This is a genomic window from Eubacterium ramulus ATCC 29099 (assembly GCF_000469345.1).
GTDB lineage: Bacteria > Bacillota > Clostridia > Lachnospirales > Lachnospiraceae > Eubacterium_I > Eubacterium_I ramulus.
On record NZ_KI271130.1, the window covers coordinates 1 to 26,447 of the forward strand.

The following is a 26,447-nucleotide window of genomic DNA, read 5'->3' on the forward strand; positions in this document are numbered from 1 at the left end:
GTTATTTCACTGTTCAGTTATCAAAGTTCTTTATATCTTGCTGTTGTTTAGCAACTTTTATATCTTATCAGATATTCAAGTGTTTGTCAACAACTTTTTTATTCCAAGTTGTTTCATGCTCTGTATTTCAACAGCTCATTTAGCTTAACATATTTGTCATATCCTGTCAACAACTTTTTTACTTTTTTCTGGCAGAGGATTTACATTAAAAACAGACGCATTCCATGCCGTTTACATGTTTTTCCTGTCAGCCTGTCACATCAGCGACAGCTTGCTAATAGTATCACTCTGGCTTTCAAAAGTCAACCACTTTTTACCGTTTTGTCAAAGAAAGACAATTCCTGTTTTTTTCGCAGAATTGTCTTTCTTTTTCATTCATATTATATTTGTTATTACGCACCACTTGCAGAAGTGTGAGTCTCAACTCAGACTGAGATAAAATTTCACTCCTCCTTCTACGTTTTCAACACCATACGCTGCATGATGCGCTTTTAGAATGATTGCACTGATTGCCAGTCCCATGCCGGAAGTTGTTCCTGTTTTTGTTCTCGAATCATCTATAAGATACATCGGCGTCCAGATTTCTTTCTTTCGTTCCTCCGGAATTTGTATTCCTTCGTTATATACACTGACATAATTCCTGGCAACAGACAATCGGATGACTCCGCCAGGTATGCAGAACCGCACCGCATTGGAAAGGAAATTATCCATTACCATAGATAACATTTTTTTATCGCAGATGGCACTTTCTTCCTCAACAATATCCCAGATAACCTGAATACTCTTTTTTTCAATCTGTTCTATGTAATGATCGCAGCATGATCTCATCATTGTTTGCAAGGAACATTCTTCCATATGCAGATTGCAGGAAGAATCACTGAGCCTTGTATATGTCAGCATGGACATCAAAAGCTTATTCATGTGATCTGCTTCCTTCTGTATCATGCTTATGTATTCTGCCCGCTTTTCCGGATGAATTCCATCCTCCAGACATTCCGCACTGTTTTTGATCACCGCTGCCGGTGTTTTCATTTCATGTGCCATGGCATTGATAAATGTATTCCTTAAACTGACCAACTCCTTTCTTTTCTTATGGAGATACAAATATACAATAATAAGCAACACTGCCAGAGCCTGCCCGATCAGCCAGATCGGCACTGTAAAAGTTTTCAAATTTCCGTCGTGTGTTGCCAGATAAAATGTATCTGCATAGAATGCGATCTGATACGAAGTCAGATTATATCCACTGATTCTGCCTTCTGCATGATTCTGTAACTTAGACGGCTGACTTCCCAAAGCAAATTGTACCTTTTGTGCAGGCAGATAGACAAACAGTTCCATCCCACCCTGCTCCAATGTTTCCTCTTCCAGTTCAACTTCTGAAACATCTGCTAAATTTGCCACACGACATACCATTGATTTATAATGTGAACTTACTGACGGTGTATTCCACACTGCATTTTCATCTGTGACACTCTGGAATTGTACTTCACTGACATTAAACACGTTTCCATTATAATATCCTTTCAATTTTTTGAGTCTTACCTGGCCATCCTGCTTCTGATAAAATGTTTGAAAACTGTTCATTTCACCATTTTCGCTTGATTCTGATTTTTCAATACACTCCTTCAGCGAAATCCATTCTTGCTTTAATTCTTTTGTTTCCTGATCATATGAGGTCCAGATACAACCTACTTCTTTGTTTTCCAGTTCACTTATAGGTTCCTCCGTTTCTCCAAAAAATTGCAATTTTAATCCAAACTGACTGTCCCACTGTGGATTTCCTGTATCCGGCAAAATATTTTTTAAACCTATAAAAACGTTATTCTTTAGTTGTGTTTCCGTTTCTGCCTTTCTGGTGTCCAAATTGGACTCTACCAGATTTTGCACATTTTTCGTCATCAGCTGCAGTTTTTCCTCCCAGCCTTTCTGTGACATCCGGATCAAAAGTCCCGTGGCAGTAATTGCTACACACAAAAATATTATTTCGATCAGAAATGCCGTTCTATATTCTCGCCATATTTTTTTCCGCTCTCCCCATAGTTTTTTCAGTTTTTTCAATTTCATCCCTCCTGCCCTTCTCCTGTCTGTTCTTTTACCGTTTTGTTTCTTTCAAAAATATATCCTTTTTTTACGATTGTCCGGATGCAGCTGCCATAATCCCCTAATGCTTTCCGCAGGTTTTTTACATGTGTATCTACCGATCTGTCATTTCCGGCATACTCGTAACCCCAGAGTTTTAAAATGATCTGCTCTCTTGTCAGAATCCGGTTCGGATTCTCATAAAAATAGGATAAAAGGCGGAAATCCAGCGACTGCAGTTCTACCGGCTGTCCATCGCAGAAAAACTGCTGCCGTTTTTCATGTTTCCACAGACCTTTTCGCTGTTCCGCCTGCATTCCGCACTGATAGCGTTCCAAAACAGCCTGACATTTGGCAAGAAGCACCCGCAAAGAAAATGGTTTCAATATGTAATCGTCTGCCCCAAGTTCGTATCCACGCAGCTGATCTTCTTCCAGCACACGCGCTGTCAGGAAAAGCACCGGCACCGATTCCCGTTCCCGGATTTTTCTGCAAAGAGTAAATCCATCCATCCCCGGCATCATAACATCCAGCAAAACCAGCTGATAACGAGTTGTCTGCACGGCTTCCCAGGCATCTTCCCCGTCCACAGCCGCATACACATCAAATCCATGTTCTGACAGGAAATCTGTAATCAGTTCCCGCAGATCATCGTTGTCTTCTGCCAGTAAAATTCTGTTCATGTTCACCATCCCCCAATATTCTCTATCTTTCGTTGCATTTATTGTAACATGCCGATATGTATTCTTTATGTACTTTTTTAAGTTGGATAAAGAAATGACTCCAAACAGTCATTCCTGTTGGAGTCATTTTCGGCTTATTGCTCACCATCTGATATACAAGATATTGCTTCCCGCACATTTGACACTCCGATCAGGCGGATACCATCGGTACGGACTTCATCTGTCAGAGATACTTTTGGTAAGATACAGGTCTCAAAGCCAAGCTTTTTGGCCTCCTGTACCCTTTGTTTTGCCATATTGACGGCACGGACTTCACCACTGAGCCCCACCTCGCCAAAACAGATCGTCTTATCTGAGATAGCAAGTTCCCGGTAACTGGACACAATGGCAAGAATGATGCCGAGATCTATGGCCGGTTCGTTCATCCGGATGCCGCCCGCGATATTCACATAAGCATCGCAGGAAGACAGCGGAATCCCTGCACGTTTTTCCAGTACCGCCATCAGCAGATTTACACGATTCAGGTCTGCGCCTGCTGCTGTTCTTCTTGGCAGACCAAATCCTGTCTTACATACCAGAGCCTGGATTTCCAGCAGGATTGGCCGCGTTCCTTCAATGGAACAGGTGACGATAGAACCGGAAGCCCCCTCCGGCCGCCCGTTCAGCATGTATTCAGAAGGATTTTCCACTTCCACCAGTCCCACCTGCTGCATCTCAAATACACCGATTTCATTCGTAGAGCCAAAACGGTTTTTCACACTGCGCAGAATCCGGTAGGCTGCATGACGGTCTCCCTCAAAATACAATACCGTGTCCACCATATGTTCCAGCACACGCGGGCCGGCCACCACACCTTCTTTTGTCACATGTCCGACGATAAAAATCGTAATACCGAGAGATTTTGCCAGCTGAAGCAGCAGAGATGTCGCCTGACGCACCTGGGAAACGCTTCCCGGCGCAGAACTGACTTCCTCACTGTACATGGTCTGGATGGAATCAATGATAACCACCCGTGGTTTCTTTCTGCGCAAAACCGAGGAAATATCTGCCAGATTTGTCTCACAGAACAATTCTAAGGATTCGGTGAATGAACCGATTCGGTCTGCACGGATTTTGATCTGCTGCAACGATTCCTCGCCCGAGATATAAAGCACACTGTGATGCGCATCTGCCAGATTTTTACACACCTGAAGCAGCAAGGTGGACTTTCCGATTCCCGGATCACCGCCCACCAGCACCAGTGAAGCCGGTACGATTCCGCCACCCAGCACTCGATCCAGTTCACCGATTCCGGTAGTAAAACGCTCCTGATCGGTCATTTCCACTCTGGACAACGGCATCGGTTCCACACTCTGGGAATTCCGCCGGTTGCCTGCGCTGATTCCGGCATGCTTTTCCTCCGCCGGTTCTTCTACAAATGTATTCCACTCCCGGCAGCCCGGACACTGTCCCATCCATTTTGCAGTCTCATAGCCACACTGCTGACAGAAAAATATCGTCTTTTTCGCTTTTGCCATTTCCTATTCCTCGCTCTCTCTCCGTAGATACATAAATCCGCTGCCCTGCAACATCACTTGCACAGACAACGGATTATATATCATTAACAGAACACAATCTCATCTTTGCGGATACGCACAGTCACGGTACTTCCCCGTTTGATTGCTCCGGATAACAGCTCATCCGCAAGCGTATCCTCCAGTTTCGTCTGAATCATCCGGCGCAGCGGGCGTGCACCATATTTCGGATCATACGCTTTATCCACAATATATTGTTTTACACCGTCGGTAATCTTTAGTTCCAGATCCAACTGTTCCCGGCAGCGCTGCTGCAGTTCTTTCGTCATGATGCCCACAATCTTCTTCATGTGCTCTTTGGTCAGGGCATGGAACACAATGATCTCATCAATACGATTTAAGAATTCCGGCTTGAAGATCCGACGCACTTCTTCCATCACATTGGATTTCATCCGGTTGTAGTCTGCTTTTTCATTTTCTGCCGTTGCAAAACCAAGTTTTTTCGGCTCAATGATAGACTGTGCTCCGGCATTGGACGTCATAATGATGATGGTATTTTTGAAATCAACTTTTCTTCCCTGGGCATCGGTGATATGTCCGTCATCCAGTACCTGCAGTAAAATATTAAACACATCCGGATGTGCTTTTTCAATCTCATCAAACAGCAGGACCGAATATGGATGACGACGCACTTTCTCGCTGAGCTGTCCACCCTCTTCGTAACCAACATATCCCGGCGGAGAACCAATCAGTTTTGAAACACTGTGCTTTTCCATATATTCCGACATATCCACCCGGATCATAGCTTCTTCCTGACCAAACACTTCCTCTGCCAGTGCTTTGGAAATCTCTGTTTTTCCGACACCGGTCGGTCCGAGGAACAGAAAAGAGCCCACCGGTCTGGACGGATCTTTAAGACCGACTCTTCCACGACGCACCGCTTTTGCAACTGCCTGAATTGCCTCGTCCTGTGCAATGACACGTTTGTGCAGTGATTTTTCCAGATGCTGAAGACGCACGGCTTCCCCTTCGGTCAGTCGTTTTACCGGAATATGCGTCCAGTCTGCCACTACATCGGCCACTTCATTTTCTCCGACTTCCGCCTTTTTGCGGTTCAGACTACGTTTGTATCTGGTGAGGGCAGACTCATAAGCCTGCTTTAATTCCTGGCGTTCGCTTCTGATACTTCCTGCAAGTGTCAGATTTCCCTGCAGGATCGCTTCTTCCATTTCATCACTCCGCTGCTGCATGGTCCGTTTTATCTCTTCCAGCTGCTTGGGCTGCTCCATACTGCCGATATGCACTTTGGAAGCAGCCTCATCCATCAGGTCGATTGCCTTATCCGGAAGAAAACGGTCGTTGATATAACGCTCTGACAATTCTGCCGCAGCCCGCAGTCCTTCTTCTGTAATTGCCACATGGTGATGTTTCTCATATTGCGGACGCAGTCCACGCAATATCTCCACGGTCTGTTCCACACTCGGTTCCTCCACAATCACCGGCTGAAACCTCCGCTCCAGTGCCGCATCTTTTTCGATATGCTTACGGTATTCCTGGATCGTAGTCGCACCGATGATCTGGATCAGTCCACGGGACAATGCCGGTTTCATAATGTTGGATGCATCCAGTGCTCCTTCGGCACCACCTGCACCGATAATCGTATGCAGTTCATCCACAAACAGCAAGATATTGCCTGCCTGCTGCACTTCCTGCATAATTCCTTTGATCCGTTCCTCGAACTCACCACGATATTTCGTGCCCGCTACCATTCCGGATACATCCAAAGTCAGGATCCGCTTTTCCTGCAGATGCTCCGGTACGGCTCCTGCTGCTACCCGTGCTGCCAGTCCTTCCACGATCGCGGTTTTTCCCACACCGGGTTCTCCGATCAGGCAAGGATTATTTTTGCCCCGGCGGCTCAGGATCTGGATCATCCGCTGCAGTTCATCACTGCGTCCGATCAGCGGATCCAGTTCTCCCTGCCGGGCACGCTCCGTCAGATCTGAAGTATAGGTCTCAAGCAGACCTGATTTTGCATTTTCTGATTTCTTTCCGGTACGGAATTGTTTTCCTTCCTCCCGGGAATACAATGCTTCTTTTCCCATGGCAGACAAGATTTCCGCATACACTTTTCCCATGTTAACATTCATTGCCATCAGCAGTCTGGCTGCTGCGCTGTTGCGATGCTCTATCACAGAAAACAGCAGATGTTCCGTACCGACTTCTTCACAGTCAAACCGCTCTGCTGCCGCATAAGCACCGTCAATAACCGCATGCCCCTCCGGAGTCAGGAAATCCTCCTGTGCCGGAAATTCTTCTTCATTTGGCAGTGCGATCTCGTGGATCAGTGCCAGAATATCCTCACAGTTTACGGATAACTGCTGCAGGATTTCATATGCTACTCCATGTCCTTCCAGCAAAAGCCCTGCCAGCAGATACTCACTGCCCATCTGTGTCTGTTGTTCTTTTTCTGCCAGATTTTCTGCCAGACGCATTGCCTTGCGCGCCTGTTTGGTAAATCCCTTATATTGCATTCTATTTCCTCCGAAATTTACGCTTACTATTTTTATAATGTTGGGGGCAAAAGATGCCATACGAATTGTTCCGCACTTCGTACTCCCACAATTCTTTTTATTTCAAGAATGCCCTCGGCATTCTTACTCGTATTCATGAAAAATCTCATCCACCAGTTCATGCACCTCTGCCCTGGTAATTCCTTTGCAGAAACCTCTGGCCAGAATAACCCGCAGGGCATCCCGCATCTCTTCCTCTGCTTTCAGACGGTCAATATCCAGTGCTATGACGGTGCCCCTGCGCCGGTCCAGACGCAGCAGACCTTCCTGGCGCAACACACTGTACGCTTTATTTACGGTATGCATATTAATGCCGATTTCATCTGCCAGTTGGCGTACCGATGGGAGAGCATCTCCTTCATGATACTGCTGTGTGGCAATGCCGTATATAATCTGATTGCGAAGCTGGATATACAATGCCTCGTCACTGTTAAAATCAATCTCTATTGTCATTTGTAACCTATCCTCCATTATTCTTTTCAGAATCTTGCACCATTCGCCTATCTTTATCGTCTTTCATTTCAAGAGACTGTTATAACGATGATATAACACACTTGCAAATCTGTCAACAACAAAAGAAACTCCCTTTACCGGGTCCTTTCCCGATAAAAGGAGTCTGTTCTTTTATTTACAGAAATTCAATATCATCCCAGGAATTTGTTCCGTCTTTTTTCTCTTCCGGATCTTCTTCATCATAAAATTCTCCGTCTTCTTCATCAAAAAACGCATCTTCCTGCTCTGCTTCTGCATTTTTCGTCACTTCCACTTCCCGGATCAGCTTTTTCAGATCTGCAACCAGCTGTTCGGTCTCCGGATTTGTCTCTTTTTTCTCAGATTGTGGTCGTTTGATCTTCGCTACGGATTCCAGATCCGGATTATTCATCGGCTGCTCCACCGTTTTTTCGACAGCTGCTTCTTTCGCTTCTGCATTTTCGTCTGTAAAACCAACTGATTTTTCTGTCTCTTCCGGCATTTCTGCTGCTGTCTGCGGTTCGCCTCCTCTGTGACGCTGTTTCTTTTCTTTTTTCTTACTGTTTTTTTGTGTTTTGTCTGCCTCTTCAACAGCAGCATCAAAATCCATAATATCTACGGTTCCGCTTTTTAATTCTACTTCAATCGTGTGAGACGGCAGCATTTCCGTTTCTTCATGGAACGCCTCATCCTCTTCACCAAAACCAAGTTCGCCATCCAGATATCTGCGCAGACGACGGTAACGTACGGAAACGGCGATCAGCAGGATAAGAAGCAGTAATGCGATCACTCCCGCTCCGGCAATCAGCATCCGTGTCATGGAATCTGTCTCAAATACAGATGTATCCTCCGTTTCATCCGGACTGCTGCCGGTATCTGCCTGCGCGGTATTATATTTCATATTTATCATGCTGCGCTGCAGGGTATCACCAGCAGAATCATACACATACCATCCGCGCCCGCCTTCACTGGAAATTCCATATACATAGTAAAAATCAGTCGCTGTCACGTCATTGGAAACATGTTCGTCTTCCTGTGTCAGCTGATATGCCATAATACTTCCGTTTCCAAACGTACACAAGGTATGATGATAGCAGTCTGCAACCGTCTTTTCCTCCGCTTCCGGCACATCGGTCAATACTACAAAAGAATCCTCTTTTCCGGCAATGCAGATAAACGGAACTGCCTCCCCCCGCTCACGATCAAGCAGGTACATGCCCTTATCTGCGCTGTCAGCTGTATTTTCCAGCCATACCAGCACAGTATCCGCATTGTTTTTCATCTGTGCAGCAGAAATCTCTTTCTCACCATATGTAATCGTTGCTGGCTGAAATCCCTCCGGTATCTCAGTTTCCGGAAATTTTTCTGCAATTTTGTATTTCTGATCATTGATACTGAATTCATCTGTTTCCTGTGCATCGGTCTTTCCCGAATTATTGGAAGTAACAGAACCTGCAGCTTCCACTGCCTGGTCTGTCGTGCTGCCCGTCTGTGTACTGTCCGCAGCAGATGCTCCATCTGTGATCAGATCACCACGCACCCAGCCTTCTGTCTGCGCACCATTCCAGTCAAAACTGATCTGATACCAGGTATATCCATCCTCAGATTTCTTCTCACTTTTCACTTTTACTTCCTGGTTGGCATTCAATGATCCCACCGGTGTGCCTTTGATGGCATCGCGGACTACTGTATTATCATCTTTCGCTGTTCCCGATGCAGGTGCCGCCCATGCCGGGATACTCATTGTACTGCTCATGACAGCACCGATCAGGCACAGTGCCAGACAAGATCCCACACGTTTCTTTCTGTATACACTCTTACTATTCATAATTCCTCCACAATCCTGTTTCTTTTTATTATTATAGGTAGGTCACCGCAAAATGTCAACGACAGACCTGCCTGCTTTCCGAAAACATTTTTTTGCATTTTTCATAAAAAATTCTTGAAATATTCACATTTTTGTATCATGCTATAGGCAGTTACAAAAACATTGATTAAAAAATTACAAACAACGAAAAGAGGAATCAAAAACATGAAAAAGAAAACATATATTGCACTCATTTCCGCACTGACGATCAGCGGTGCATTTTTATTAAACGGATGCAGCTTCGAACTGCCGGGCACAGATGCCACAGTCAGCGCAGGTACCGAACTCTCCGCAGAAAAAGAAATCCTGACGGACGGAAATCTCCAGTTATATTCCCGCTGGTATGATGCTTCCGGCGAAAAACTGGCAAATGCAACCGTAACCATTACCAATGGAAATGAAACTGTATTTGAAGGAACTACCGACGAGAACGGAACACTTGAGATGTGCACCATCCCCGGAAATAAAGAGCTCCGCTGCGTTGTTACAAATGAATCCGGTGATCAGATTGCAAAATCTGATATTCTCTACAAAATTTCTGACAGTTATGATTCCATCATGGTATATTCAACCCACGGAGAATCCGACACACTGAAAGTAGAAGTGCCTGCTTCCAAGCAGCAGCTGAGCGTTGCTATATATCTGACTGACAACAAGACACTCTCTCACGCAAATATTACCGAATATACTGCTGATACACAGGCAGATACTTCCGCTGACGGGGCCACCGATGCATCAACGACTGATGGAACCACAGATGCAACACCGGATCCAGGTGCTGCTGACACAGTCACTCCGGATACCGCTGCCCAGACAATGGATCCGGCTCAGGCACTTCCGGCAGATCCGACGACACAGCAGCCGGTGGTAACACAGTAGGGTTGCTTTGATTGCTAACAGAAGAATCACCTCACACCCCAAAAGTATCAAAGGTCGGTATAAAGCTCTCTTCCGCTGTCTCCCCGTCCTGGATAAATCCGTTTTCTACGCCAAGTTCTATGGCGTAATCTACTACCTCATCGTACTCCTGTGGTGTGAGTTTTCTTCCAAGTTCCGGATACCGTGCGTTTATCCCCGGCATTGGTGTGTACTGGTTCATGATGCTGATATAGATCTGATCCCCGTAGGTCTCATAGAGATAACGGATCACTTTTTTTGATTCCGCGATATGCCCCGGAAGAATCAGATGGCGAACTATAACACCGCGCAGCATTCGTTCCAGAACACCGTTTTCCGGTTCACTGTCTCTCATACATTCGTCAGTATCAGACACGGTTCCATCCAAAGTCTGATCCATTCCATCCGCATATGCCACATCCACAGACAATTCATCGGTAATCTTGCCGGCCTTTGCTCCGGACACAATCTCAAACCGGGCACTTCCAACCTGCCGCACCATCTCCCAAAGAGCTGCTTTTGCCACCTGCGGATAATCCGCCGCATGAGAATATGTACCTGCAAGTTCTCCGCTCAGATATTTGAAATCCGGCAGATAGATATCTGTCAGTCCTTCAAACATCCGCAGTGTTTCTACCTTTTCATAGCCGGATGTATTATATACGACCGGAATCTGTAAGCCCCTGTTTTTTGCCAGTTCCAGCGCTTTTGCCACCTGTGGTGCAAAATGCCCCGCTGTCACCAGATTGATATTCCAGGCTTTCTGTTCCTGAAGTTCTAAAAATATTTCTGCCAGCCGTTCCACGGAAATTGTTTTCCCCACACTGCCTGCAGCAATGGAATGGTTCTGACAGAACACACAGCCAAGCGTACAGCCCGAAAAAAACACGGCTCCGGATCCCGCATCACCGGATATGCAGGGTTCCTCCCACATATGTAATGCAGCCCGTGCCGCGCGTATCTGATCGGTCTGTCCACAGTAACCTGTTTTTCCCTGTGTCCGGTCCACATGACAGTTTCTCGGGCACAGACAGCAATCAGTATAGTTATTCATATTCTACTTCTCCAAATTTGGACTCAATCTCTTTATCTTCCTCATCCAGATGCTCTGCCGGAAGATGATGTTCCATAATATCCAGAAAACGTCCGATCTCCTGCCAGGCATGCTTGGACTCCGGAATCATCAGCATTGCCATCTGAAAAATATGAAACATTCCTTCGTACACACTGAGCCGCACTTTGCATCCGGCACGTTTCGCTTTTTCTGCCACCAGTTCCGAATCACTCAGCAGCATCTCATAACTTCCCACCTGGATCAACATTGGCGGAAAACCGCTGAAATTGCCATACAACGGTGAGATATACGGATTCGTCGGATCCTCATCCTGAATGTAATCCTTGCTGTAAATCAAGCTGTCCCGGGTGTTTCCAAACAATGGATCCCGTTCATAGTTAAAATCATACGATGCACCGGACTGGGTCAGATCGGTCCAGGGCGACATACAGATCAGCCCCGCCGGAAGTTTCCGGTTCTGATTCTTCAGATACATGCAGAGTGCCAGTGCCAGTCCGCCGCCTGCGGAATCTCCGGCCACAACGATCTCATGCTCCTGCCATCCTGCCTGCAGCAACCAGTTGTAACCGGTTATGGCATCTTCCAGTGCCGCCGGATACGGATGCTCCGGTGCCACCCGGTAATCCACGGTCAACACACTCATTCCCCGGCCAAGTTCACTGTATAGCCCCGCAAAACTGCGGTATGCATTACGCATACCACCGATATATCCGCCTCCGTGCAGCTGCAGCAACACAAGACGCTCGTTTTTGATCTCACACTCCAATAATTCCAGACGGCAATTTTTTTCCTCAATCACACGCAGATTGTAAAATTCCGGTACCCGCCACTCGGGTTCTGTCATTTTTTTGCGCAGTTCACCGCTTTTAAATTTTCTGCCGATCAAGTTGTCAGAAGCGACTCTTGCGATCAATTCACGCATTACTTTTCCGCGAATACTGTTGTCAGTCTGTAACATTCATTTTTCTCCTACTATAATACTAATTTCATTTTCACAAATCACACATGGAAGCGGCGGTACAACTCATCCATTGCCCGGCGGCCTCCCACGATCACACTGCCGATAAATACAAAAACAGCTACACACAGCGCGATCAGACATATAATACTGTCACTGGAAATTCCAAAATGCCTGAGTATAAACGGAATAATACTCAATACAATGATCAAAAGCTGCATCGGTATATAACTCTGCCAGTTTCTGCTGTTCACGATCATCAGTATAATGACCGTCACATCGATCAGTATAAATGCTGACGGCAATACATAATTTACAGACCAGCCGGAAAATCCTGTCAAAAAATCAATGAGTACAACGACCGCCACACCAAGCAGCGTCTGCAATAATATTTTAAACTGGTATCCATTGTGTTTCTGAATGGAAAATTTCAATGTAATATATGCATATACAAAGCATGCTCCCGTCATGATGGACCATCCGACCCGGTCTCCCACATGAAAATCAACGATCACCAGAATCACTTCAGCAATAATGGCCGCCAACGTATAAATGCTCAGCGCCAGCTGGATTTTTTTTATCTCTTTCCCCGGATGGAACGGATAAGTCGGCTTCCTCTCCAGTACCTCGTCTCCGTCCCGCTCCGTAATACATTTACAAAGTGGACATACATTGGTCGGATCAACAAATTCCACTCCGCAGTTCCAACATTTATTCATAATACACACCATTACTTTCTATTGTTACCGGAATATCATTTGCCACCAGATAACGGTAAAATGCTTTCTGCAGTTTTGTATCCTTCATCACAGATGAGATCGTGGATGTCAGCATTCCATTATAGGAACAAAGGCACATCTTCAGATTCTGTCCTTTGGAACGTGACAAAATAACACTGAAATGATCCACGTACCCCTCATATTCCGGTGCAACCTGAATAGTTCCAAGGTTTGTGATGGTTGCGGTATTGGCACTCGCCGCCATATTGTAAACGTATTTCATACCTATTTTTTTGAACACCAGCGGGATTGTCCGCAGAATCATCGTTTTTTCTCCCGTCACATTATAGGAAAAAATCTCTTCCAGATGTTCTTTCGTAATCTGCTCCCGCAGAGATTTTTTTACTTCTGCAATCACATCTTCAAATGGCTGGTTTTCTGCTTTCGGATGGAACGTTGCCGTAACCATGACAAAGAAATTTTTCGTTGTCACTGAATTAAAAAATGGTCGCAGGTTAACCGGCACACTGGTGGTAACCGGCCGTTTTGAAGGCATTCCTTTTAAATACTCCTGATAAATTGCCCAGATAAATACAGCCACCAGAAATTCATTGATCGTAGCATCGTATTTCTTCGCCGCACGTTTTACCGCATCCACCGGCATATGCCCGTGAATGATTCCCATTTTTCCTTCCGGAAACAGGCTGCCTTTTAAAATATAGGCTTTTTCCGATTTGTAGGATTTCTCAAACCGGCTCTTTTTGTAATTCTGTAAAAAGCTGTCTTCTGTATTTAAAGAAGTATGCTTGTGCAGCCGGTTTCCATACTGCTCACCAAGCTCCGGATGAGACAGGCGCAGATACTGATACGTCAGCTCCTTCAGGAAATTCAGTGCTCCGTTGCCATCTGTCAGTGAATGAAATACTTCCAGATTAATACGACAGCCGTAATAGGTCACCCGAAACAGATAACTCCGGTTACGGTGCTCGTCAATATAACGGCACGGATACGTATGCTCCTCATGTACCGTCGGTGATTTTTTTCCATTTTCTTCAAAATAATACCAGAACATGCCCTGACGCAGTCTGCAGTTAAATACAGAAAATTTCGGCAATACCATGTCCAGTGCCTGCTGCAGCAGTTCCTGCTGGATTTCTTCTTTTAAGATAACTGCAACTCGATAGACATTTGTCATGCCCTCTCCTGCGATAACCGGAAACAGATGCGCTGTATTGTCAAGCTTGCCCCACTTGATCTCCCGGTCTTTGTTTCCTTTTGTCTCCTTATAAACAGACCGGACTTCTTTCCGTGCCTGTTTCTCCTTCGCTTTCTGCTGTTTTTTTTCAGCTTTCAGCTTCTGTTTTTCTTCTCTATTCATAAAATACTTGCATCCCTGTTTTTTTTGCTTTCCTGCATGATATGATTTGGGTGTCAAAACGCCCAAATCCTGATCACACGGATTGCTCCGTGCTTTGCACTCCCACAATCCTTACACATATCTCGCAATGCCCACACGGATCCTTCCTTTTTTGGTCTCCTGTAAAAATCCACGAAACACAAATTTTCCAAATCCACGCACGGATACGATGTCTCCGCTTTTCAGTATACCACTATTCCGGTCATATTGTCTGCCATTTACAAATATTTTTCCTGCATGAAATAATTCGGTACTCCGGGTACGGGACAGCTTGTATGCTTTCGCAATAATGGCATCACAGCGGTTGGAACTGACGACAAATTCTTCCTCCAGAAACTGCGGTGCCGCCTGCCCGGGACATTCTTTTGTCACCTCTGTGGTCATGACGGTATGGCGCACCTGGGTAATATTGTCTGCCAGATAAGCTGCCATGGCATCCTCACAGAACACATAACCGACAGAATCCCTGACAATAATATCACCAAGAACATCCCTTTCTATTCCAAGATTCATCAATGCCCCCAAAAAATCCCGATGACTTAAGTCCTCGGCAAATTTCGGCGCTGATGGGCGGATCACCACACAACTGATGGGAAACTCCTCCTCATACCCTAACGTTTCCTCCGATCCAAACCGCAGCATCTGCCGTTCACAGCCTTCCGTGCCTCCAAATAATTTCCATGGAATAAAATCTAACTCCCGCTCCATAGAATATACATCTGACACTTCTGCTGCATTTAAAAACCCGGAAAATGTATATATATTTTGCTGATAACAACGGTTTGCCAGATCCAGCACCCGCCTTTTTAATGTTTCATTTTCTTTCATAAATGTAAGTATAACATAGGTATCTGCTATTGCACAAGAACAGCAACTATAAGCATGTATCAAAAAAAGTACATTACTTTTGTAAATTATGCTCAATATCGGATATAATAACCGGTGAGATTGTTTAATTATAAACAATTAAAAATAGTACTTGCATGTCAATCCATTGTATATTATAATGTGTTCTAAATTGTATTTATTTCAGTACAATCCAAAGAACACGAAGGGAAGTGAACGTATGGAATTACAGATTCAGGACTTAGTTTCCTCCATCCGCAAAGACGGAATTGATGCAGCCAATGCAGAAGCAGAAGCGATTATTGCAGAAGCTAAGAAAAAAGCAGATGCTATAATTGCAGATGCAAAATCTGAGGCAAAAAGTATTCAGGAAGCTTCAGAAAAAGAAATCGGTATTCTAAAAGAAAGTGCTGCCATCAGCGCGGAGCAGGCAAAACGCGATGCCATGCTCGCATTTAAAACCGAGGTAAAAGCAGAATTTGAAAAAATTCTTTCCGCAAAGGTGAAAGACAATCTTTGTGATGCTGCACTCGGAAAATTAATCAAAGCAGTGATTGCTGATGAAGGGGTAGATAGTTATTCCGTAGAAGTTGCACAAGTAAGTGATGCACTGAAAGCAGAACTTGCAGATGAAATCAAAAACGGTCTCGAAATCCGACCGGCCAAAGGTGTCCGTGCAGGATTCCGGCTGGCGGCAAAAGACGGTTCCGGTTATTTTGACTGTTCCGATGACGAAATCATGCAGATGCTGATGCCGTACTTCAGAAATCTTGATTTCTAGCAGGAGGTGCTTATGGCTTCATATTATTATCTGATATCCAGCCTGCCGGACCTGAGAACGGACGGAGACATGCCTTTTTCTTATGAAGAATTTCTTGGCATGTGCCAGTCAAATGTAAGCGAATCAAAATACGAATTTTTAAGTAATCTCACTCTCTCCTCTGATGAAGGACCACTGTTAAAAGACTGGGCTGCTTTTTACAACAACCTTATGAGTGAGCTCAATTATCAGAGAAGCATGAACCTCGGACGGGCTTATCTGAAACCCTACGATAAGGATTCTGTGCTCACCCAGGTAATAGGAACCGTGCTTGCAGCAAAAAATCCGCTGGAAGCCGAGAAAATCCTGCTGGATTACGAATTTGAAAATCTTGATTCCCTGGTAGGTTTGCATACCTTTGACGATGTCTATCTATTTGGGTATGCGGTTAAATTGAAATTGCTGGAGCGCCAGAACTGTTTTGTACAGGAAAAAGGTAAAAAAGAATTCAAACGCCTTTTTGATCAGGTGCAGCAACGCGTTTATCAGTTATAGGAGTGCAATGCTTCCCCTATCTGATGAAACGGAAAACTATTTAATAACAGGAGAAAATTGAATGGAAACAGTAACAGGATATGTAACTGGTATAAACGGCAACCTGGCAAATGTCAGCTTTGAAGGTGCCGTTCATAAAAATGAAGTTGGTTATATCCTTGTTGACGGAAAACGCTTAAAAGGCGAGGTTATCCGTATCAACAACGGTGTTGCCAGCATGCAGATCTACGAAATGTCAAACGGCATTAAAGTCGGAGATCCTGTAGAATTTACCGGTGAACTGATGAGCGTAGAACTTGGACCGGGTCTGCTCACACAGGTATTTGACGGTCTGCAGAATCCGTTGCCGGATCTGGCCGAGCAATGCGGATTTTTCCTTGAACGAGGCGTATACCTCGATCCGATTCCGGACCGGGCATGGGAATTTACCCCATCCGTAAAGATCGGTGATGCCGTAGAAGCCGGTGACACCATCGGAAGTGTTCCGGAAGGATTATTTACACACGAGATCATGGTTCCTTTCACACTGAAAGGTCATGACTGGAAAGTAAAATCCATCAAAGAAAAAGGTTCTTACCATGTACGGGCAACCATCTGTATCATTGAAAATGGAGACGGCGAGGAGAAAGAACTAAGCATGGTTATCTCCCAGCCAATTAAACAGGCAGTAAAATGCTATGAGGAAAGACTTCGTCCGGACGAACCACTTGTAACCCAGATTCGCTGTATCGACTCTTTCCTTCCGGTAGCAAAAGGCGGAACTTTCTGCGTACCAGGACCATTCGGAGCCGGAAAAACAGTGCTTCAGCATATGGAAGCGAAAAACGGAGAAGCCGATATCGTTATCGTTGCCGCATGTGGTGAGCGTGCCGGCGAGGTTGTGGAAATCTTAAAAGAGTTCCCTGAACTGGAAGATCCAAAGACCGGAAGATCCCTGATGGAACGTACGATCATCATCTGCAACACTTCTTCCATGCCGGTAGCCGCACGAGAGGCATCCTGCTACACAGCCGTAACACTGGCTGAATACTACCGGCAGATGGGCCTGAATGTTCTTCTGCTTGCAGATTCCACCAGCCGTTGGGCACAGGCAATGCGTGAGATGTCCGGACGTCTGGAAGAGATTCCGGGGGAAGAAGCTTTCCCGGCTTACCTGGAATCCACCATCGCTTCTTTCTATGAGCGTGCCGGTAAAGTAAGACTGAAAAACGGCAAGATTGCATCTGTTACCATCGGTGGTACCGTATCACCGGCAGGTGGTAACTTCGAGGAGCCGGTTACACAGGCAACGCTGAAGGTAGTCGGTGCATTCCACGGACTTTCCCGAGAGCGTTCCGATGCCCGTAAATACCCGGCCATCCATCCGATGGATTCCTGGTCCAAATACGACGGTGTTGTTGATATGACCCGTGTGGAAGAAGCACGTTCCATTTTGCACCGAGGAAATGAGATCAACCAGATGATGAAGGTAGTCGGTGAGGAAGGAACTTCCGCAGAAGACTACATTATTTATCAGAAGGGCGAGCTGCTCGATTCCGTGTATCTGCAGCAGAACTCCTTCGATCCGATCGACGCAGCATGCTCTCCGGACAGACAGCGGGAAGAATTCGGCATTCTTTACGATGCATTGATGGCATCCTATGATCTGGATGACAAAAACGAGATCCGAGGTTTCTTCAACCAGTTAAGACAGGAATTCCTTGACTGGCACGGTACAGAATTCGAATCACCGGAATTCTACGCACAGGAAAAGAAAATCTCAGAATTCTACAAATCAAAAGCTGTTGAGTAGGAGGATGTTAGCGTGCAGAAAGTATATACAAAAATTGAATCAATCGTCGGTAACGTAGTTACTGTCAGAGCAACGGATGTCCGCCTGGGCGATCTGGCTCTCGTAGGTGACAGTTACGCGACTGTTATAAAACTTGATAAAGACCTGGTATCTCTTCAGGTATTTGCAGGTGCACAGGGTGTCGGAACCAGCGATCCCGTCCGCTTCCTCGGCAGACCAATGATGGTGTCCTTCTCCGATCACCTGCTTGGACGGGTATTTGACGGTGCCGGTGTTCCAAGAGATCACGGCCCGGCACTGACGGAAAATATGATTCCGATCGGCGGACCGTCCTTCAACCCGGCAAAACGTATTTTACCGAAAAACATGATCCGTACCGGTATCCCGATGATCGATGTGTTCAATACACTGGTAGAAAGTCAGAAACTTCCGATTTTCTCTATCTCCGGAGAGCCTTACAACGCACTGCTCTCCCGTATCGCACTTCAGGCAGAAGTCGATGTCATCGTTTTAGGTGGTATGGGATTGAAATACGATGATTACCTGGCATTCCGTGATACCCTGGAAAAGGGTGGTGCCATGAGCCATACGGTTATGTTTATCCATACCGCTTCCGATCCGACCGTTGAGTGTACACTGGTTCCGGATATGGCTCTTGCTGTTGCAGAACAGTTTGCCTTAAACGGAAAGAAAGTACTGGTACTTCTTACCGATATGACAAACTACGCCGATGCGCAGAAAGAAATGTCCATCACGATGGAACAGGTACCTTCCAACCGTGGTTATCCGGGCGATCTGTACAGCTGCCTGGCTTCCCGTTATGAGAAAGCCGTTGACATCGAAGGTGCCGGATCCATCACCATTCTTGGTGTTACCACAATGCCTGGTGATGATGTTACACATCCGGTTCCGGACAACACCGGTTATATCACAGAAGGTCAGTATTATCTGAAAAACGGACACATTGAACCATTCGGATCTCTCTCCCGTCTGAAACAGAATGTAAATGGGAAGACCCGGGATGACCACCGTGCACTTATGGATGGTATGATCCGCCTTTACTCTCAGTATAAAGAGGCTCTTGAGAAAAAATCCATGGGATTCCTTATGAGTGACTGGGATGAAAAACTTCTGAAATATGGTGAGCTTTTCGAAACAAAACTTATGGACCTCAGTGTAAATATTCCACTTGAAGATGCCCTTGACCTTGGCTGGGAAATCCTTGCAGAATGCTTCGAGCCAAATGAAACCGGTTTGAAGACAAGTCTTCTGCAGGAAAGATGGCCAAACAAAGAAGCATTACACTAAAAGGAGCAGTTGATGGCTATCAAACTTACAAAAAATGAGCAGAAATTGCAGAAAGACCGCCTGAAACAGTATCAGCGTTATCTTCCTACCCTGCAGTTGAAAAAGCAACAGTTGCAGGCCGTGATCACGAAAACAAAAGCTGATCTGGAACAGAAGGAAGTCGAGCGTGCTCAGATGATTGGTGACCTGGATGACTGGGTTGCAGTATTTGCCGAAAACGAAATCTTCGCGGAAAGCAAAAAGCTGGATCACCTGGTTCAGCCGGATACCGTCATCTGTAAGAATGAGAACATCGCCGGTGTCACCGTTCCCGCTTTTCAGGAACTGACTTTCAAAGACATCGCGTATGATGTGGACGACTATCCTCTGTGGGTGGACACTGCTATTATAAAACTCCGCGAGATTGCGCGTCTGGATGCCCTGGTATCTACCCTTCGCAAGCAGGAAGCTCTTCTGGAAAAAGAGTTACGCTCTACTTCCCAGCGGGTCAACCTGTTTGAAAAGGTTAAGATTCCGGAAGCCAAAGAAAATATCCGTATCATCGGAGTTTTCCTTGGCGATCAGCAGACTGCAGCCGTTGTCCGCGGAAAGATTTCAAAGAAAAAACTTACGGAGGCGGCACAATGATAGAGAAAATGAAAATGGTCTGCGTCGTGTCATCCGTCTCCAGAAAAGACGAGATGCTCGACGGACTTCGAACACTCGGACTTTTGCATCTGGCAGAAAAGAAAAGCCCGGCGCGTGCAGTAGCGGAACGTTTCACAACCCTTTCCAAAACTGCTTCTGCACTGACAGATTATGCACCGGATAAAAAATCCCGAAGCAAAGAAAGCACACCTGTTCTTTCCGATTCCGAGTTTGAAGAAATGTATCAGGGTGTTCTGAGTGCACTGGACAGAAAATCCGCACTGGAACAGGAAATCAGTGCTGCCAATGCAGAAATCGAACGAATCAAAGCCTGGGGAAACTTCTCCCCGGATGAAGTAACAGCATTAAAGGATGCCGGTTATGATCTTCACTTCTACCGTCTCGGCAGGAATGAATACCAGACAGCTGTTCAAGATCCTGAAATCCGTCTGATCCAACTTGCTTCCATTGATAAAATGCATACGGTTGCGGTACTTGGATCGTTGCCTCCGACCATTCCGGCAACAGAATTTACCCTTCCGGAAAAAGGTATGGATGCACTGGTAGCTGAAATTGAACAGTGCCGCCAGGAGATCCTTACCTGTGAAGAAACACTGAAAAAAGCCAGCATCTATGATGCGAGTTTTCAGGTGCAGATGTTGAAAGCACAAAATGAGGAAAACTACTCTTCTGCCAGCGAAACATCAGAGCATGACGAAGATTTTGTATGGATTTCCGGTTATCTCCCGGAAACAGATCTTCCGAAATTCAAGGCCGCAGCCACGGAGCATCAATGGGCCTGGGCCATGGATGATGTGACAGAGGATGATACAGAAGTCCCTACCAAAGTAAAATATGGGAAAGTTTCCGGACTGATCCGGCCGGTATTTGATATCCTTGGAATTCTTCCGGGCTATCGGGAGTCAGATATCTCGCTCTGGTTTTTCCTGTTTTTCACATTGTTCTTTGCAATGATCATCGGTGATGCCGGTTACGGTTGCCTGATCCTGATCACAACGATCGCTCTGGTAGCAAAAACAAAGAAATTTAATACGACAACTTACCTGTTACTGGTCCTCTCCATTGCGACTATTGTATGGGGTGCCGTCACAGGTACGTGGTTTGGTATGGAAAAAGCAATGCATGTACCTTTCTTAAAAGCTCTGGTCATTCCTCAGTTTGCAAACTACCCGGAATACTTCGGCGTAAGTGCTGTGACACAGCAAAATGCCATTATGAAGTTTTCCTTCACCATCGGAGCGATCCAGATGGCACTGGGAAGTCTGATCTCTATCAAAAAGAAACTGAGCGAGAAAAACTTAAGCTGGGTGGCAGACCTTGGATGGCTGGTTGCAGTCATCGGCATGTATCTGTTATCTCTGTACCTGGTTATTGGTCAGAAACTTAATATCAAACCAATCTTTGGTATGGTAGGTATTGCATTTATCCTTGTTGTTCTCTTCGGCGGTATGGCACCGGACAAAACAATCGGTCAGGGCTTGAAAGCAGGTCTTGGAGACGCATTTACCGTATTCTTAAACACGATCAGCTGTTTTGGAAATGTTATGAGTTATATCCGTCTGTTTGCTGTAGGTATGGCAGGATTTGCCATCTCCCAGAGTTTCAACGGCATTGCAGCAGGGTTCCACGGACCACTCATCATTCTGGGCGTTGTAGTCGTATTGATCGGACACGGACTGAATATTATCATGTGTTTCCTATCCGTCGTTGTACACGGCGTTCGATTAAACGTTCTGGAATTTTCCGGACAGGCCGGTCTGGAGTGGACTGGAATTGCATATGAACCATTTAAAGTAAACGAAAAGATTAAAAAGTAGTAAATTTGCAAAGATGCACAAAGATATTATGTCATATGTGATACGATGTGCATCCCGCAACAAGAATGATAACCTTATTCTTGAATCAAAACAGCTTAAAAAAGGAGAATTATTATGAATATCGCATTTATAGGTATGGCAGCTGCACTTGGTTTATCAGCAGCAGGATCTGCATTCGGTGCAGGATTTGCCGGAATGGCATCAGTAGGAGCTTGGAAAAAGTGTTACGCAAGCGGCAAAGCAGCACCGTTCATTATGATCGCATTTTCCGGTGCACCGCTGACACAGACAATTTATGGATTCCTTCTTATGAACTTTATCAAATCCGCAGTAACTGGCGGTGCAGATGCAGGTCTGGCTCTGGGCGTTGGTCTCTTCGGCGGACTTGCAATCGGTCTTTCCGGATTATTCCAGGGTAAATGCGCGGCAGCAGCCGCAGACGCTCTCGGAGCAACCGGTAAAGGTACTGCAAACTACTTTATCGTAATTGGTATCGTTGAGACAGTAGCGCTGTTCACACTGGTATTCAGCTTACTGCTGTTAGGCTAAGGTGTTCGCAATCCGCTTACGCTACTTGTTCACAACCAAATCGCTGCTACGCAGCTTATCAGAAGGGTATCACTCCCCTTCTGATAAAAAGAAAGTGTCCTGCTTACTGTGCTTTATGCACTTGAAGCAGGACACTTTCTTTTTATTTGGTTAAATTACTCACCGTATTTTTCAAAACGCTCTTTTCTTGCCTCAGCAACTTCATCCTGACGCTCTTTCCATAATCTGTCAGCAACTGGTTTCCAGTTCTCTGCGTATGGAATTGTTTTTGCGATCAGACTGTCAACCGGCTCTTCTGCCTGCATATCCGTAGAATGAGCTCCGGAAGCCTCTACCATCTTCTTGATCATCTCCGGATTCTCAAGCATCGGGCATGGACGAAGCTGATTATCATTAAACGGCATATTGTCATGATACTGCATGAACAACGGCTGCTGTAAGCACTCAAGCAGGGAATGCTCTTTGATATTAATATTGGAGTAGTGGATGAATACACATGGCTCTACATCTCCATTTGGGTTGATATGTAAGTAGTTCTTACCACCGGCGATACATCCGCCTACAAACTCTGCATCGTTCTGGAAATCCAGTGTAAAGAGTTTGATCGGGCATTTTCTGCTTCGTACAAAACGAACACGCTCTACCATGTACTCACGCTGTTCCGGTGTCAGAAGCAGATCTGTACTTGCATCTTTTCCGACTGGCATATAATGGAAGAACCAGGAAAGGATTGCTCCTTTGTCTACCAGCATCTGAAGGAATTCATCGGATGTAACTACTTTGTAGTTTTTGCTTGTGTAGCAGATGGATGTACCGAATAACAGACCATGCTCTTTCATCAGATCCATAGCGTGCATAACTTTCTCAAATACACCCTGACCACGGCGGTCATCGTTTGTCTCTGCATATCCCTCTACAGACAGTGCGAAAGATAAGTTACCAAGTCTCTGAACTTCTTTACAGAGCTCCTCATCAATCAGAGTTCCGTTTGTGAAGATGTGGAATGCACAGTCATTGTGTTTCTCAGCAAGCATCAGGATATCTTTCTTACGAACCATCGGCTCACCACCGGTTAATACGAAGAAATGAATACCGAGTTCTTTTGCTTCTGTGATGATTCTGTCAAGTTCTTCATTGCTTAACTGAAGCTGATGACCATACTCAGCTGCCCAGCATCCTGTACATTTCAGGTTACATGCACTGGTCGGATCCATCAGAATAACCCACGGCACGTTACATCCATATTTTTCACGATTTTCTCTTACTTTTTTGAAACCTGTCAGGCCAGCTTCAAATCCCATGTTTAATACGTGCTGTTTTACAATGTTTGGATGAAGTCTGTCCATTGCATTATAGATCATCTGTGTCCATTTCTGCTCCGGATCACCAAGAACCTCATTTGCATTATCCCAGAAATACTGTGGGAAGTTTTTTCCTGCAATTTTATGTGCAAGGTTCATCAGTTTGACCAGGTTCTCTTCTTTGTTTTTGTTGATGTATTTATAAACTCCTGAAAAAGCCAGTTCAAATGACTTTCTAGCTGCAGCATGTTTTACGTCCATCTTTCAATTCCTCCTGTATGTCTGTCCTTATTTTGCGTCAGTTCCTTCAATCTCACTCTTGTAGTTCTTGTATCCTTTCTTTACGAACGGATGTTCTGCCCAGATCTTGTCAGCATGTTCTTTCCACTCTGCTGCATACGGCTCACATTTTCCGCAAAGGTGCTCTGCACTCTCCGGAGACTGTAAATCTGTAGATTTTGCGCCAGTCTCACGAACCATCTCCTGAAGTTTTTCCGGATTCTCAAGCATCGGGCACGGACGAAGCATATTGTCGTTGAACGGCTGGTTATCTCTGTATGCCATGAATAATGGCTGCTGCAGACACTCAAGTAATGTATTTTCACGGATGTTTGCTCCTGAGTAGTGAATGAATACACATGGCTCAGCATCTCCGTTTGCATTGATGTGGAAGTAGTTACGTCCACCGGCAATACATCCGCCTACGAACTCACCGTCATTCTGGAAGTCCATAAGCATAATCGGTTTTCCACCTTCAAATGCACGAACCTCACGGATACGTTTGTAAATATACTCACGCTGCTCCATTGTCGGCATCAGTTCTACATCCGCTTCGTTTCCAACCGGCATATAGTGGAAATACCAGGAATAACGGCATCCGTGCTCGATCAGAAGATCAAAGAACTCATCAGAGGTAACTGCATCCATGTTCTTTCTTGTGTAACATACAGATGTTCCGAAGAACAGACCGTAGCGTTTCATCAGATCCATTGCTCCAAGAACCTTCTGGAAAATACCCTGACCACGACGACCATCGTTTGCTTCCTCAAATCCTTCCAGACTCAGAGAGAAGGAAAGATTTCCTAATTTCTGAACTTCTTTACAGAATTCTTCATCGATCAGTGTTCCGTTTGTGAAGCTGTGGAATGCCACATCATGATGTTTTTTACAAAGTTTCAGAATATCTGCTTTACGAACCAGTGGTTCTCCGCCAGTGAACATATAGAAGTAGATACCAAGTTCTTTACCCTGTGTTACGATATCATCTAACTCTTCGTATGTAAGGTTCAGTTTGTAACCATACTCTGCTGCCCAGCATCCTGTACATCTTAAATTACATGCACTGGTCGGATCCATCAGGATCAGCCACGGAATATTGCAGTGATGAACCTGACGCATTTTACGGATTGTTTTTGTACCATAAAAAGCAGCCTCAAAACCAAGGTTTAATGCTGTCATTTTTGCAACGTTCGGATCTAACTCGTCAAGCATTGTGTTTACGAATTTCATCCACTTGTGATCCGGGTTCTGAACGATTGCTTTTGCACCTTCGTAAGCTTCCGGTTTGAAGTTGTCGCCCATGAATTTCTGAGCCAGATCAATAATCTGAAGTAATCCTTTTTCTCTGTCTTTGTTCAGTCTTTTTAAAGCAACGTCAATTGCTGCGCTGAACGCTTTTCTCTGCATCGTATGTGATAAACTTGCCACGATATGCACTCCTTTCCTATGTTCCTTAACCAGTATGTTGATTGCTTGTTACTTAATTTAAACATTTTTTGCGAAACAGACACAAACTTTTCCTATAACTATAAAAAGGTGTCTATTTCATAACAGTTGTTTCTTACACAACAGTCGTGTCTTTGACAACACCTGTTGCATTTTTAACTCTTGTATATTATAATCAACTAAAAGCAAATATCAACCGTCAATTTGATTTTTTCTGTCAATTATCCCACATTTTGTCTTCACTTTGTTGGATAATTAACAATTTTCCGGACGATTGACCAAAGGAGATGATAAGAAAATGGCAACAGATCGCCGTACAAAATATACAAAATCCGTGATTCGGCAGGCACTTTTTGACCTGTTGAAAGAAAAACCATTGAATAAGATCACAGTAACGGATATTTGTAAAATGGCAGACATCAACCGCAGTACGTTCTATTCTTATTATGAAGATGTGTATGCACTGCTGACGCAGATTCAGAACGAATTATTTGAAAATATTGTGCTAACACTTGCAAATGATAACTGGTTTAACGATATCTTACATCTTATCGATCAGAATCGCGATCTCTGTCAGGTTCTGATCGGACCGCACGGGGATTCTTCCTTTATCAGACAGCTTATGTATCTCGGATACGATAACAGTATGCGTGTCTGGCAGAAAATTTATCCGAATGCGGATGCAACGATGCTGGACTACTCCTATGCATATCTGGCAAATGGAGTCATCGGCATCCTGGAAAACTGGGTGTGCAGTAATTATAAACTTTCTATTGAGCAGGTTGGTAAACTGCTGATGGGAATTACCATGAATGGTCTGAATTTCCTGGAGCAGGGGGCCTCGGCTTATGAGGTCTAAAATTTAATTTTTAATACGAAAACGAAGCATC

General features: G+C 45.0%; 22 protein-coding genes. 9 read left to right on the forward strand and 13 right to left on the reverse strand.

The annotated features are described in order from the left end of the window. Positions 1 to 420: 420 nt before the first annotated feature. The 6 genes from HMPREF0373_RS08265 to HMPREF0373_RS08290 form a co-directional block, all read right to left on the reverse strand. Positions 421 to 2,061 carry a sensor histidine kinase gene (locus tag HMPREF0373_RS08265; protein WP_167618664.1) on the reverse strand — a complete coding sequence of 547 codons (1,641 nt, stop codon included), beginning with the start codon at positions 2,059 to 2,061 and terminating at the stop codon, positions 421 to 423. Positions 2,062 to 2,063: 2 nt separating this feature from the next. Then, positions 2,064 to 2,765: a response regulator transcription factor gene (locus HMPREF0373_RS08270; protein WP_044963511.1), complete on the reverse strand. Its 702-nt coding sequence runs from the start codon at positions 2,763 to 2,765 to the stop codon at positions 2,064 to 2,066. A gap of 134 nt (positions 2,766 to 2,899) precedes the next feature. Beyond that, positions 2,900 to 4,282 carry a DNA repair protein RadA gene (gene radA, locus HMPREF0373_RS08275; protein ID WP_021739233.1) on the reverse strand — a complete coding sequence of 461 codons (1,383 nt, stop codon included), beginning with the start codon at positions 4,280 to 4,282 and terminating at the stop codon, positions 2,900 to 2,902. A gap of 83 nt (positions 4,283 to 4,365) precedes the next feature. Continuing rightward, positions 4,366 to 6,813: an ATP-dependent Clp protease ATP-binding subunit gene (locus tag HMPREF0373_RS08280; RefSeq protein ID WP_044963513.1), complete on the reverse strand. Its 2,448-nt coding sequence runs from the start codon at positions 6,811 to 6,813 to the stop codon at positions 4,366 to 4,368. Between the two features lie 123 nt (positions 6,814 to 6,936). Next, entirely contained in the window at positions 6,937 to 7,305 is a 369-nt protein-coding gene (locus tag HMPREF0373_RS08285; RefSeq protein WP_022035542.1) for a GntR family transcriptional regulator, read from the reverse strand. Between the two features lie 175 nt (positions 7,306 to 7,480). Continuing rightward, complete coding sequence (locus tag HMPREF0373_RS08290; protein WP_021739236.1) at positions 7,481 to 9,151, reverse strand: SH3 domain-containing protein; 1,671 nt, start codon at positions 9,149 to 9,151, stop codon at positions 7,481 to 7,483. 204 nt (positions 9,152 to 9,355) lie between these two features. On the opposite strand from HMPREF0373_RS08290, the gene HMPREF0373_RS08295 reads away from it, so the two are divergent. Further along, positions 9,356 to 10,069: a hypothetical protein gene (locus HMPREF0373_RS08295; protein WP_021739237.1), complete on the forward strand. Its 714-nt coding sequence runs from the start codon at positions 9,356 to 9,358 to the stop codon at positions 10,067 to 10,069. Between the two features lie 31 nt (positions 10,070 to 10,100). On the opposite strand, the gene HMPREF0373_RS17325 is transcribed toward HMPREF0373_RS08295, so the two are convergent. The 5 genes from HMPREF0373_RS17325 to HMPREF0373_RS08320 all read right to left on the reverse strand — a co-directional run bounded on the left by HMPREF0373_RS17325 (position 10,101) and on the right by HMPREF0373_RS08320 (position 15,084). Further along, positions 10,101 to 11,141, reverse strand: coding sequence for a radical SAM protein (locus HMPREF0373_RS17325; RefSeq protein ID WP_044963515.1), 1,041 nt, complete (start codon positions 11,139 to 11,141; stop codon positions 10,101 to 10,103). Next, on the reverse strand, positions 11,134 to 12,120 hold the full coding sequence (locus tag HMPREF0373_RS08305) for an alpha/beta hydrolase (RefSeq protein ID WP_021739239.1): 987 nt from the start codon (positions 12,118 to 12,120) through the stop codon (positions 11,134 to 11,136). The genes HMPREF0373_RS17325 and HMPREF0373_RS08305 overlap by 8 nt, the downstream gene beginning before the upstream one ends. A 41-nt stretch (positions 12,121 to 12,161) precedes the next feature. Next, on the reverse strand, positions 12,162 to 12,839 hold the full coding sequence (locus tag HMPREF0373_RS08310) for a DUF6320 domain-containing protein (RefSeq protein ID WP_021739240.1): 678 nt from the start codon (positions 12,837 to 12,839) through the stop codon (positions 12,162 to 12,164). Beyond that, a complete protein-coding gene (locus tag HMPREF0373_RS08315; RefSeq protein WP_044963520.1) occupies positions 12,832 to 14,217 on the reverse strand; it encodes a hypothetical protein in 1,386 nt (461 codons plus the stop codon). The genes HMPREF0373_RS08310 and HMPREF0373_RS08315 overlap by 8 nt, the downstream gene beginning before the upstream one ends. A 111-nt stretch (positions 14,218 to 14,328) precedes the next feature. Further along, entirely contained in the window at positions 14,329 to 15,084 is a 756-nt protein-coding gene (locus tag HMPREF0373_RS08320) for a YlmH family RNA-binding protein (protein ID WP_021739242.1), read from the reverse strand. Positions 15,085 to 15,322: 238 nt separating this feature from the next. Here HMPREF0373_RS08320 and HMPREF0373_RS08325 point away from each other — a divergent pair, with 238 nt between their 5' ends. The 7 genes from HMPREF0373_RS08325 to HMPREF0373_RS08355 all read left to right on the forward strand — a co-directional run bounded on the left by HMPREF0373_RS08325 (position 15,323) and on the right by HMPREF0373_RS08355 (position 22,531). Continuing rightward, positions 15,323 to 15,883: a hypothetical protein gene (locus HMPREF0373_RS08325; protein ID WP_044963517.1), complete on the forward strand. Its 561-nt coding sequence runs from the start codon at positions 15,323 to 15,325 to the stop codon at positions 15,881 to 15,883. Between the two features lie 12 nt (positions 15,884 to 15,895). Further along, positions 15,896 to 16,417 (forward strand): DUF2764 family protein, encoded by a 522-nt coding sequence (locus HMPREF0373_RS08330; RefSeq protein ID WP_021739244.1) that lies wholly within the window; start codon positions 15,896 to 15,898, stop codon positions 16,415 to 16,417. 61 nt (positions 16,418 to 16,478) lie between these two features. Further along, complete coding sequence (locus tag HMPREF0373_RS08335; protein WP_021739245.1) at positions 16,479 to 18,209, forward strand: V-type ATP synthase subunit A; 1,731 nt, start codon at positions 16,479 to 16,481, stop codon at positions 18,207 to 18,209. Between the two features lie 12 nt (positions 18,210 to 18,221). After that, positions 18,222 to 19,517: a V-type ATP synthase subunit B gene (locus HMPREF0373_RS08340; RefSeq protein ID WP_021739246.1), complete on the forward strand. Its 1,296-nt coding sequence runs from the start codon at positions 18,222 to 18,224 to the stop codon at positions 19,515 to 19,517. 12 nt (positions 19,518 to 19,529) lie between these two features. Beyond that, positions 19,530 to 20,144, forward strand: coding sequence for a V-type ATP synthase subunit D (locus tag HMPREF0373_RS08345; protein WP_021739247.1), 615 nt, complete (start codon positions 19,530 to 19,532; stop codon positions 20,142 to 20,144). Then, positions 20,141 to 21,982: a V-type ATP synthase subunit I gene (locus HMPREF0373_RS08350; protein WP_021739248.1), complete on the forward strand. Its 1,842-nt coding sequence runs from the start codon at positions 20,141 to 20,143 to the stop codon at positions 21,980 to 21,982. Before HMPREF0373_RS08345 ends, HMPREF0373_RS08350 begins: the two co-directional genes overlap by 4 nt. Positions 21,983 to 22,096: 114 nt before the next feature. After that, positions 22,097 to 22,531, forward strand: coding sequence for a V-type sodium ATPase K subunit (locus HMPREF0373_RS08355; protein WP_021739249.1), 435 nt, complete (start codon positions 22,097 to 22,099; stop codon positions 22,529 to 22,531). 155 nt (positions 22,532 to 22,686) lie between these two features. Here the strand turns inward: HMPREF0373_RS08355 and HMPREF0373_RS08360 are convergent, their stop codons facing one another. Both HMPREF0373_RS08360 and HMPREF0373_RS08365 read right to left on the reverse strand, forming a co-directional pair. After that, the gene (locus HMPREF0373_RS08360) at positions 22,687 to 24,093 is read right to left on the reverse strand and encodes a radical SAM protein (RefSeq protein WP_021739250.1); all 1,407 of its coding nucleotides are present in this window, start codon (positions 24,091 to 24,093) and stop codon (positions 22,687 to 22,689) included. A gap of 27 nt (positions 24,094 to 24,120) precedes the next feature. Beyond that, positions 24,121 to 25,539, reverse strand: coding sequence for a radical SAM protein (locus HMPREF0373_RS08365; RefSeq protein ID WP_022035556.1), 1,419 nt, complete (start codon positions 25,537 to 25,539; stop codon positions 24,121 to 24,123). A 316-nt stretch (positions 25,540 to 25,855) separates the two neighbouring features. On the opposite strand from HMPREF0373_RS08365, the gene HMPREF0373_RS08370 reads away from it, so the two are divergent. Continuing rightward, positions 25,856 to 26,416 (forward strand): TetR/AcrR family transcriptional regulator, encoded by a 561-nt coding sequence (locus HMPREF0373_RS08370; protein ID WP_022035557.1) that lies wholly within the window; start codon positions 25,856 to 25,858, stop codon positions 26,414 to 26,416. Positions 26,417 to 26,447: the final 31 nt, after the last annotated feature.

Coding starts and splice junctions, on each gene's coding strand:
- HMPREF0373_RS08345 (WP_021739247.1), top strand. CDS start 19,530: ATGGCTATCAAACTTACAAAAAATGAGCAGAAATTGCAGAAAGACCGC.
- HMPREF0373_RS08350 (WP_021739248.1), top strand. CDS start 20,141: ATGATAGAGAAAATGAAAATGGTCTGCGTCGTGTCATCCGTCTCCAGA.
- HMPREF0373_RS08355 (WP_021739249.1), top strand. CDS start 22,097: ATGAATATCGCATTTATAGGTATGGCAGCTGCACTTGGTTTATCAGCA.
- HMPREF0373_RS08325 (WP_044963517.1), top strand. CDS start 15,323: ATGGAATTACAGATTCAGGACTTAGTTTCCTCCATCCGCAAAGACGGA.
- radA (WP_021739233.1), bottom strand. CDS start 4,282: ATGGCAAAAGCGAAAAAGACGATATTTTTCTGTCAGCAGTGTGGCTAT.
- HMPREF0373_RS08330 (WP_021739244.1), top strand. CDS start 15,896: ATGGCTTCATATTATTATCTGATATCCAGCCTGCCGGACCTGAGAACG.
- HMPREF0373_RS08270 (WP_044963511.1), bottom strand. CDS start 2,765: ATGAACAGAATTTTACTGGCAGAAGACAACGATGATCTGCGGGAACTG.
- HMPREF0373_RS08305 (WP_021739239.1), bottom strand. CDS start 12,120: ATGTTACAGACTGACAACAGTATTCGCGGAAAAGTAATGCGTGAATTG.
- HMPREF0373_RS08370 (WP_022035557.1), top strand. CDS start 25,856: ATGGCAACAGATCGCCGTACAAAATATACAAAATCCGTGATTCGGCAG.
- HMPREF0373_RS17325 (WP_044963515.1), bottom strand. CDS start 11,141: ATGAATAACTATACTGATTGCTGTCTGTGCCCGAGAAACTGTCATGTG.
- HMPREF0373_RS08335 (WP_021739245.1), top strand. CDS start 16,479: ATGGAAACAGTAACAGGATATGTAACTGGTATAAACGGCAACCTGGCA.
- HMPREF0373_RS08320 (WP_021739242.1), bottom strand. CDS start 15,084: ATGAAAGAAAATGAAACATTAAAAAGGCGGGTGCTGGATCTGGCAAAC.
- HMPREF0373_RS08315 (WP_044963520.1), bottom strand. CDS start 14,217: ATGAATAGAGAAGAAAAACAGAAGCTGAAAGCTGAAAAAAAACAGCAG.
- HMPREF0373_RS08295 (WP_021739237.1), top strand. CDS start 9,356: ATGAAAAAGAAAACATATATTGCACTCATTTCCGCACTGACGATCAGC.
- HMPREF0373_RS08285 (WP_022035542.1), bottom strand. CDS start 7,305: ATGACAATAGAGATTGATTTTAACAGTGACGAGGCATTGTATATCCAG.
- HMPREF0373_RS08360 (WP_021739250.1), bottom strand. CDS start 24,093: ATGGACGTAAAACATGCTGCAGCTAGAAAGTCATTTGAACTGGCTTTT.
- HMPREF0373_RS08280 (WP_044963513.1), bottom strand. CDS start 6,813: ATGCAATATAAGGGATTTACCAAACAGGCGCGCAAGGCAATGCGTCTG.
- HMPREF0373_RS08310 (WP_021739240.1), bottom strand. CDS start 12,839: ATGAATAAATGTTGGAACTGCGGAGTGGAATTTGTTGATCCGACCAAT.
- HMPREF0373_RS08290 (WP_021739236.1), bottom strand. CDS start 9,151: ATGAATAGTAAGAGTGTATACAGAAAGAAACGTGTGGGATCTTGTCTG.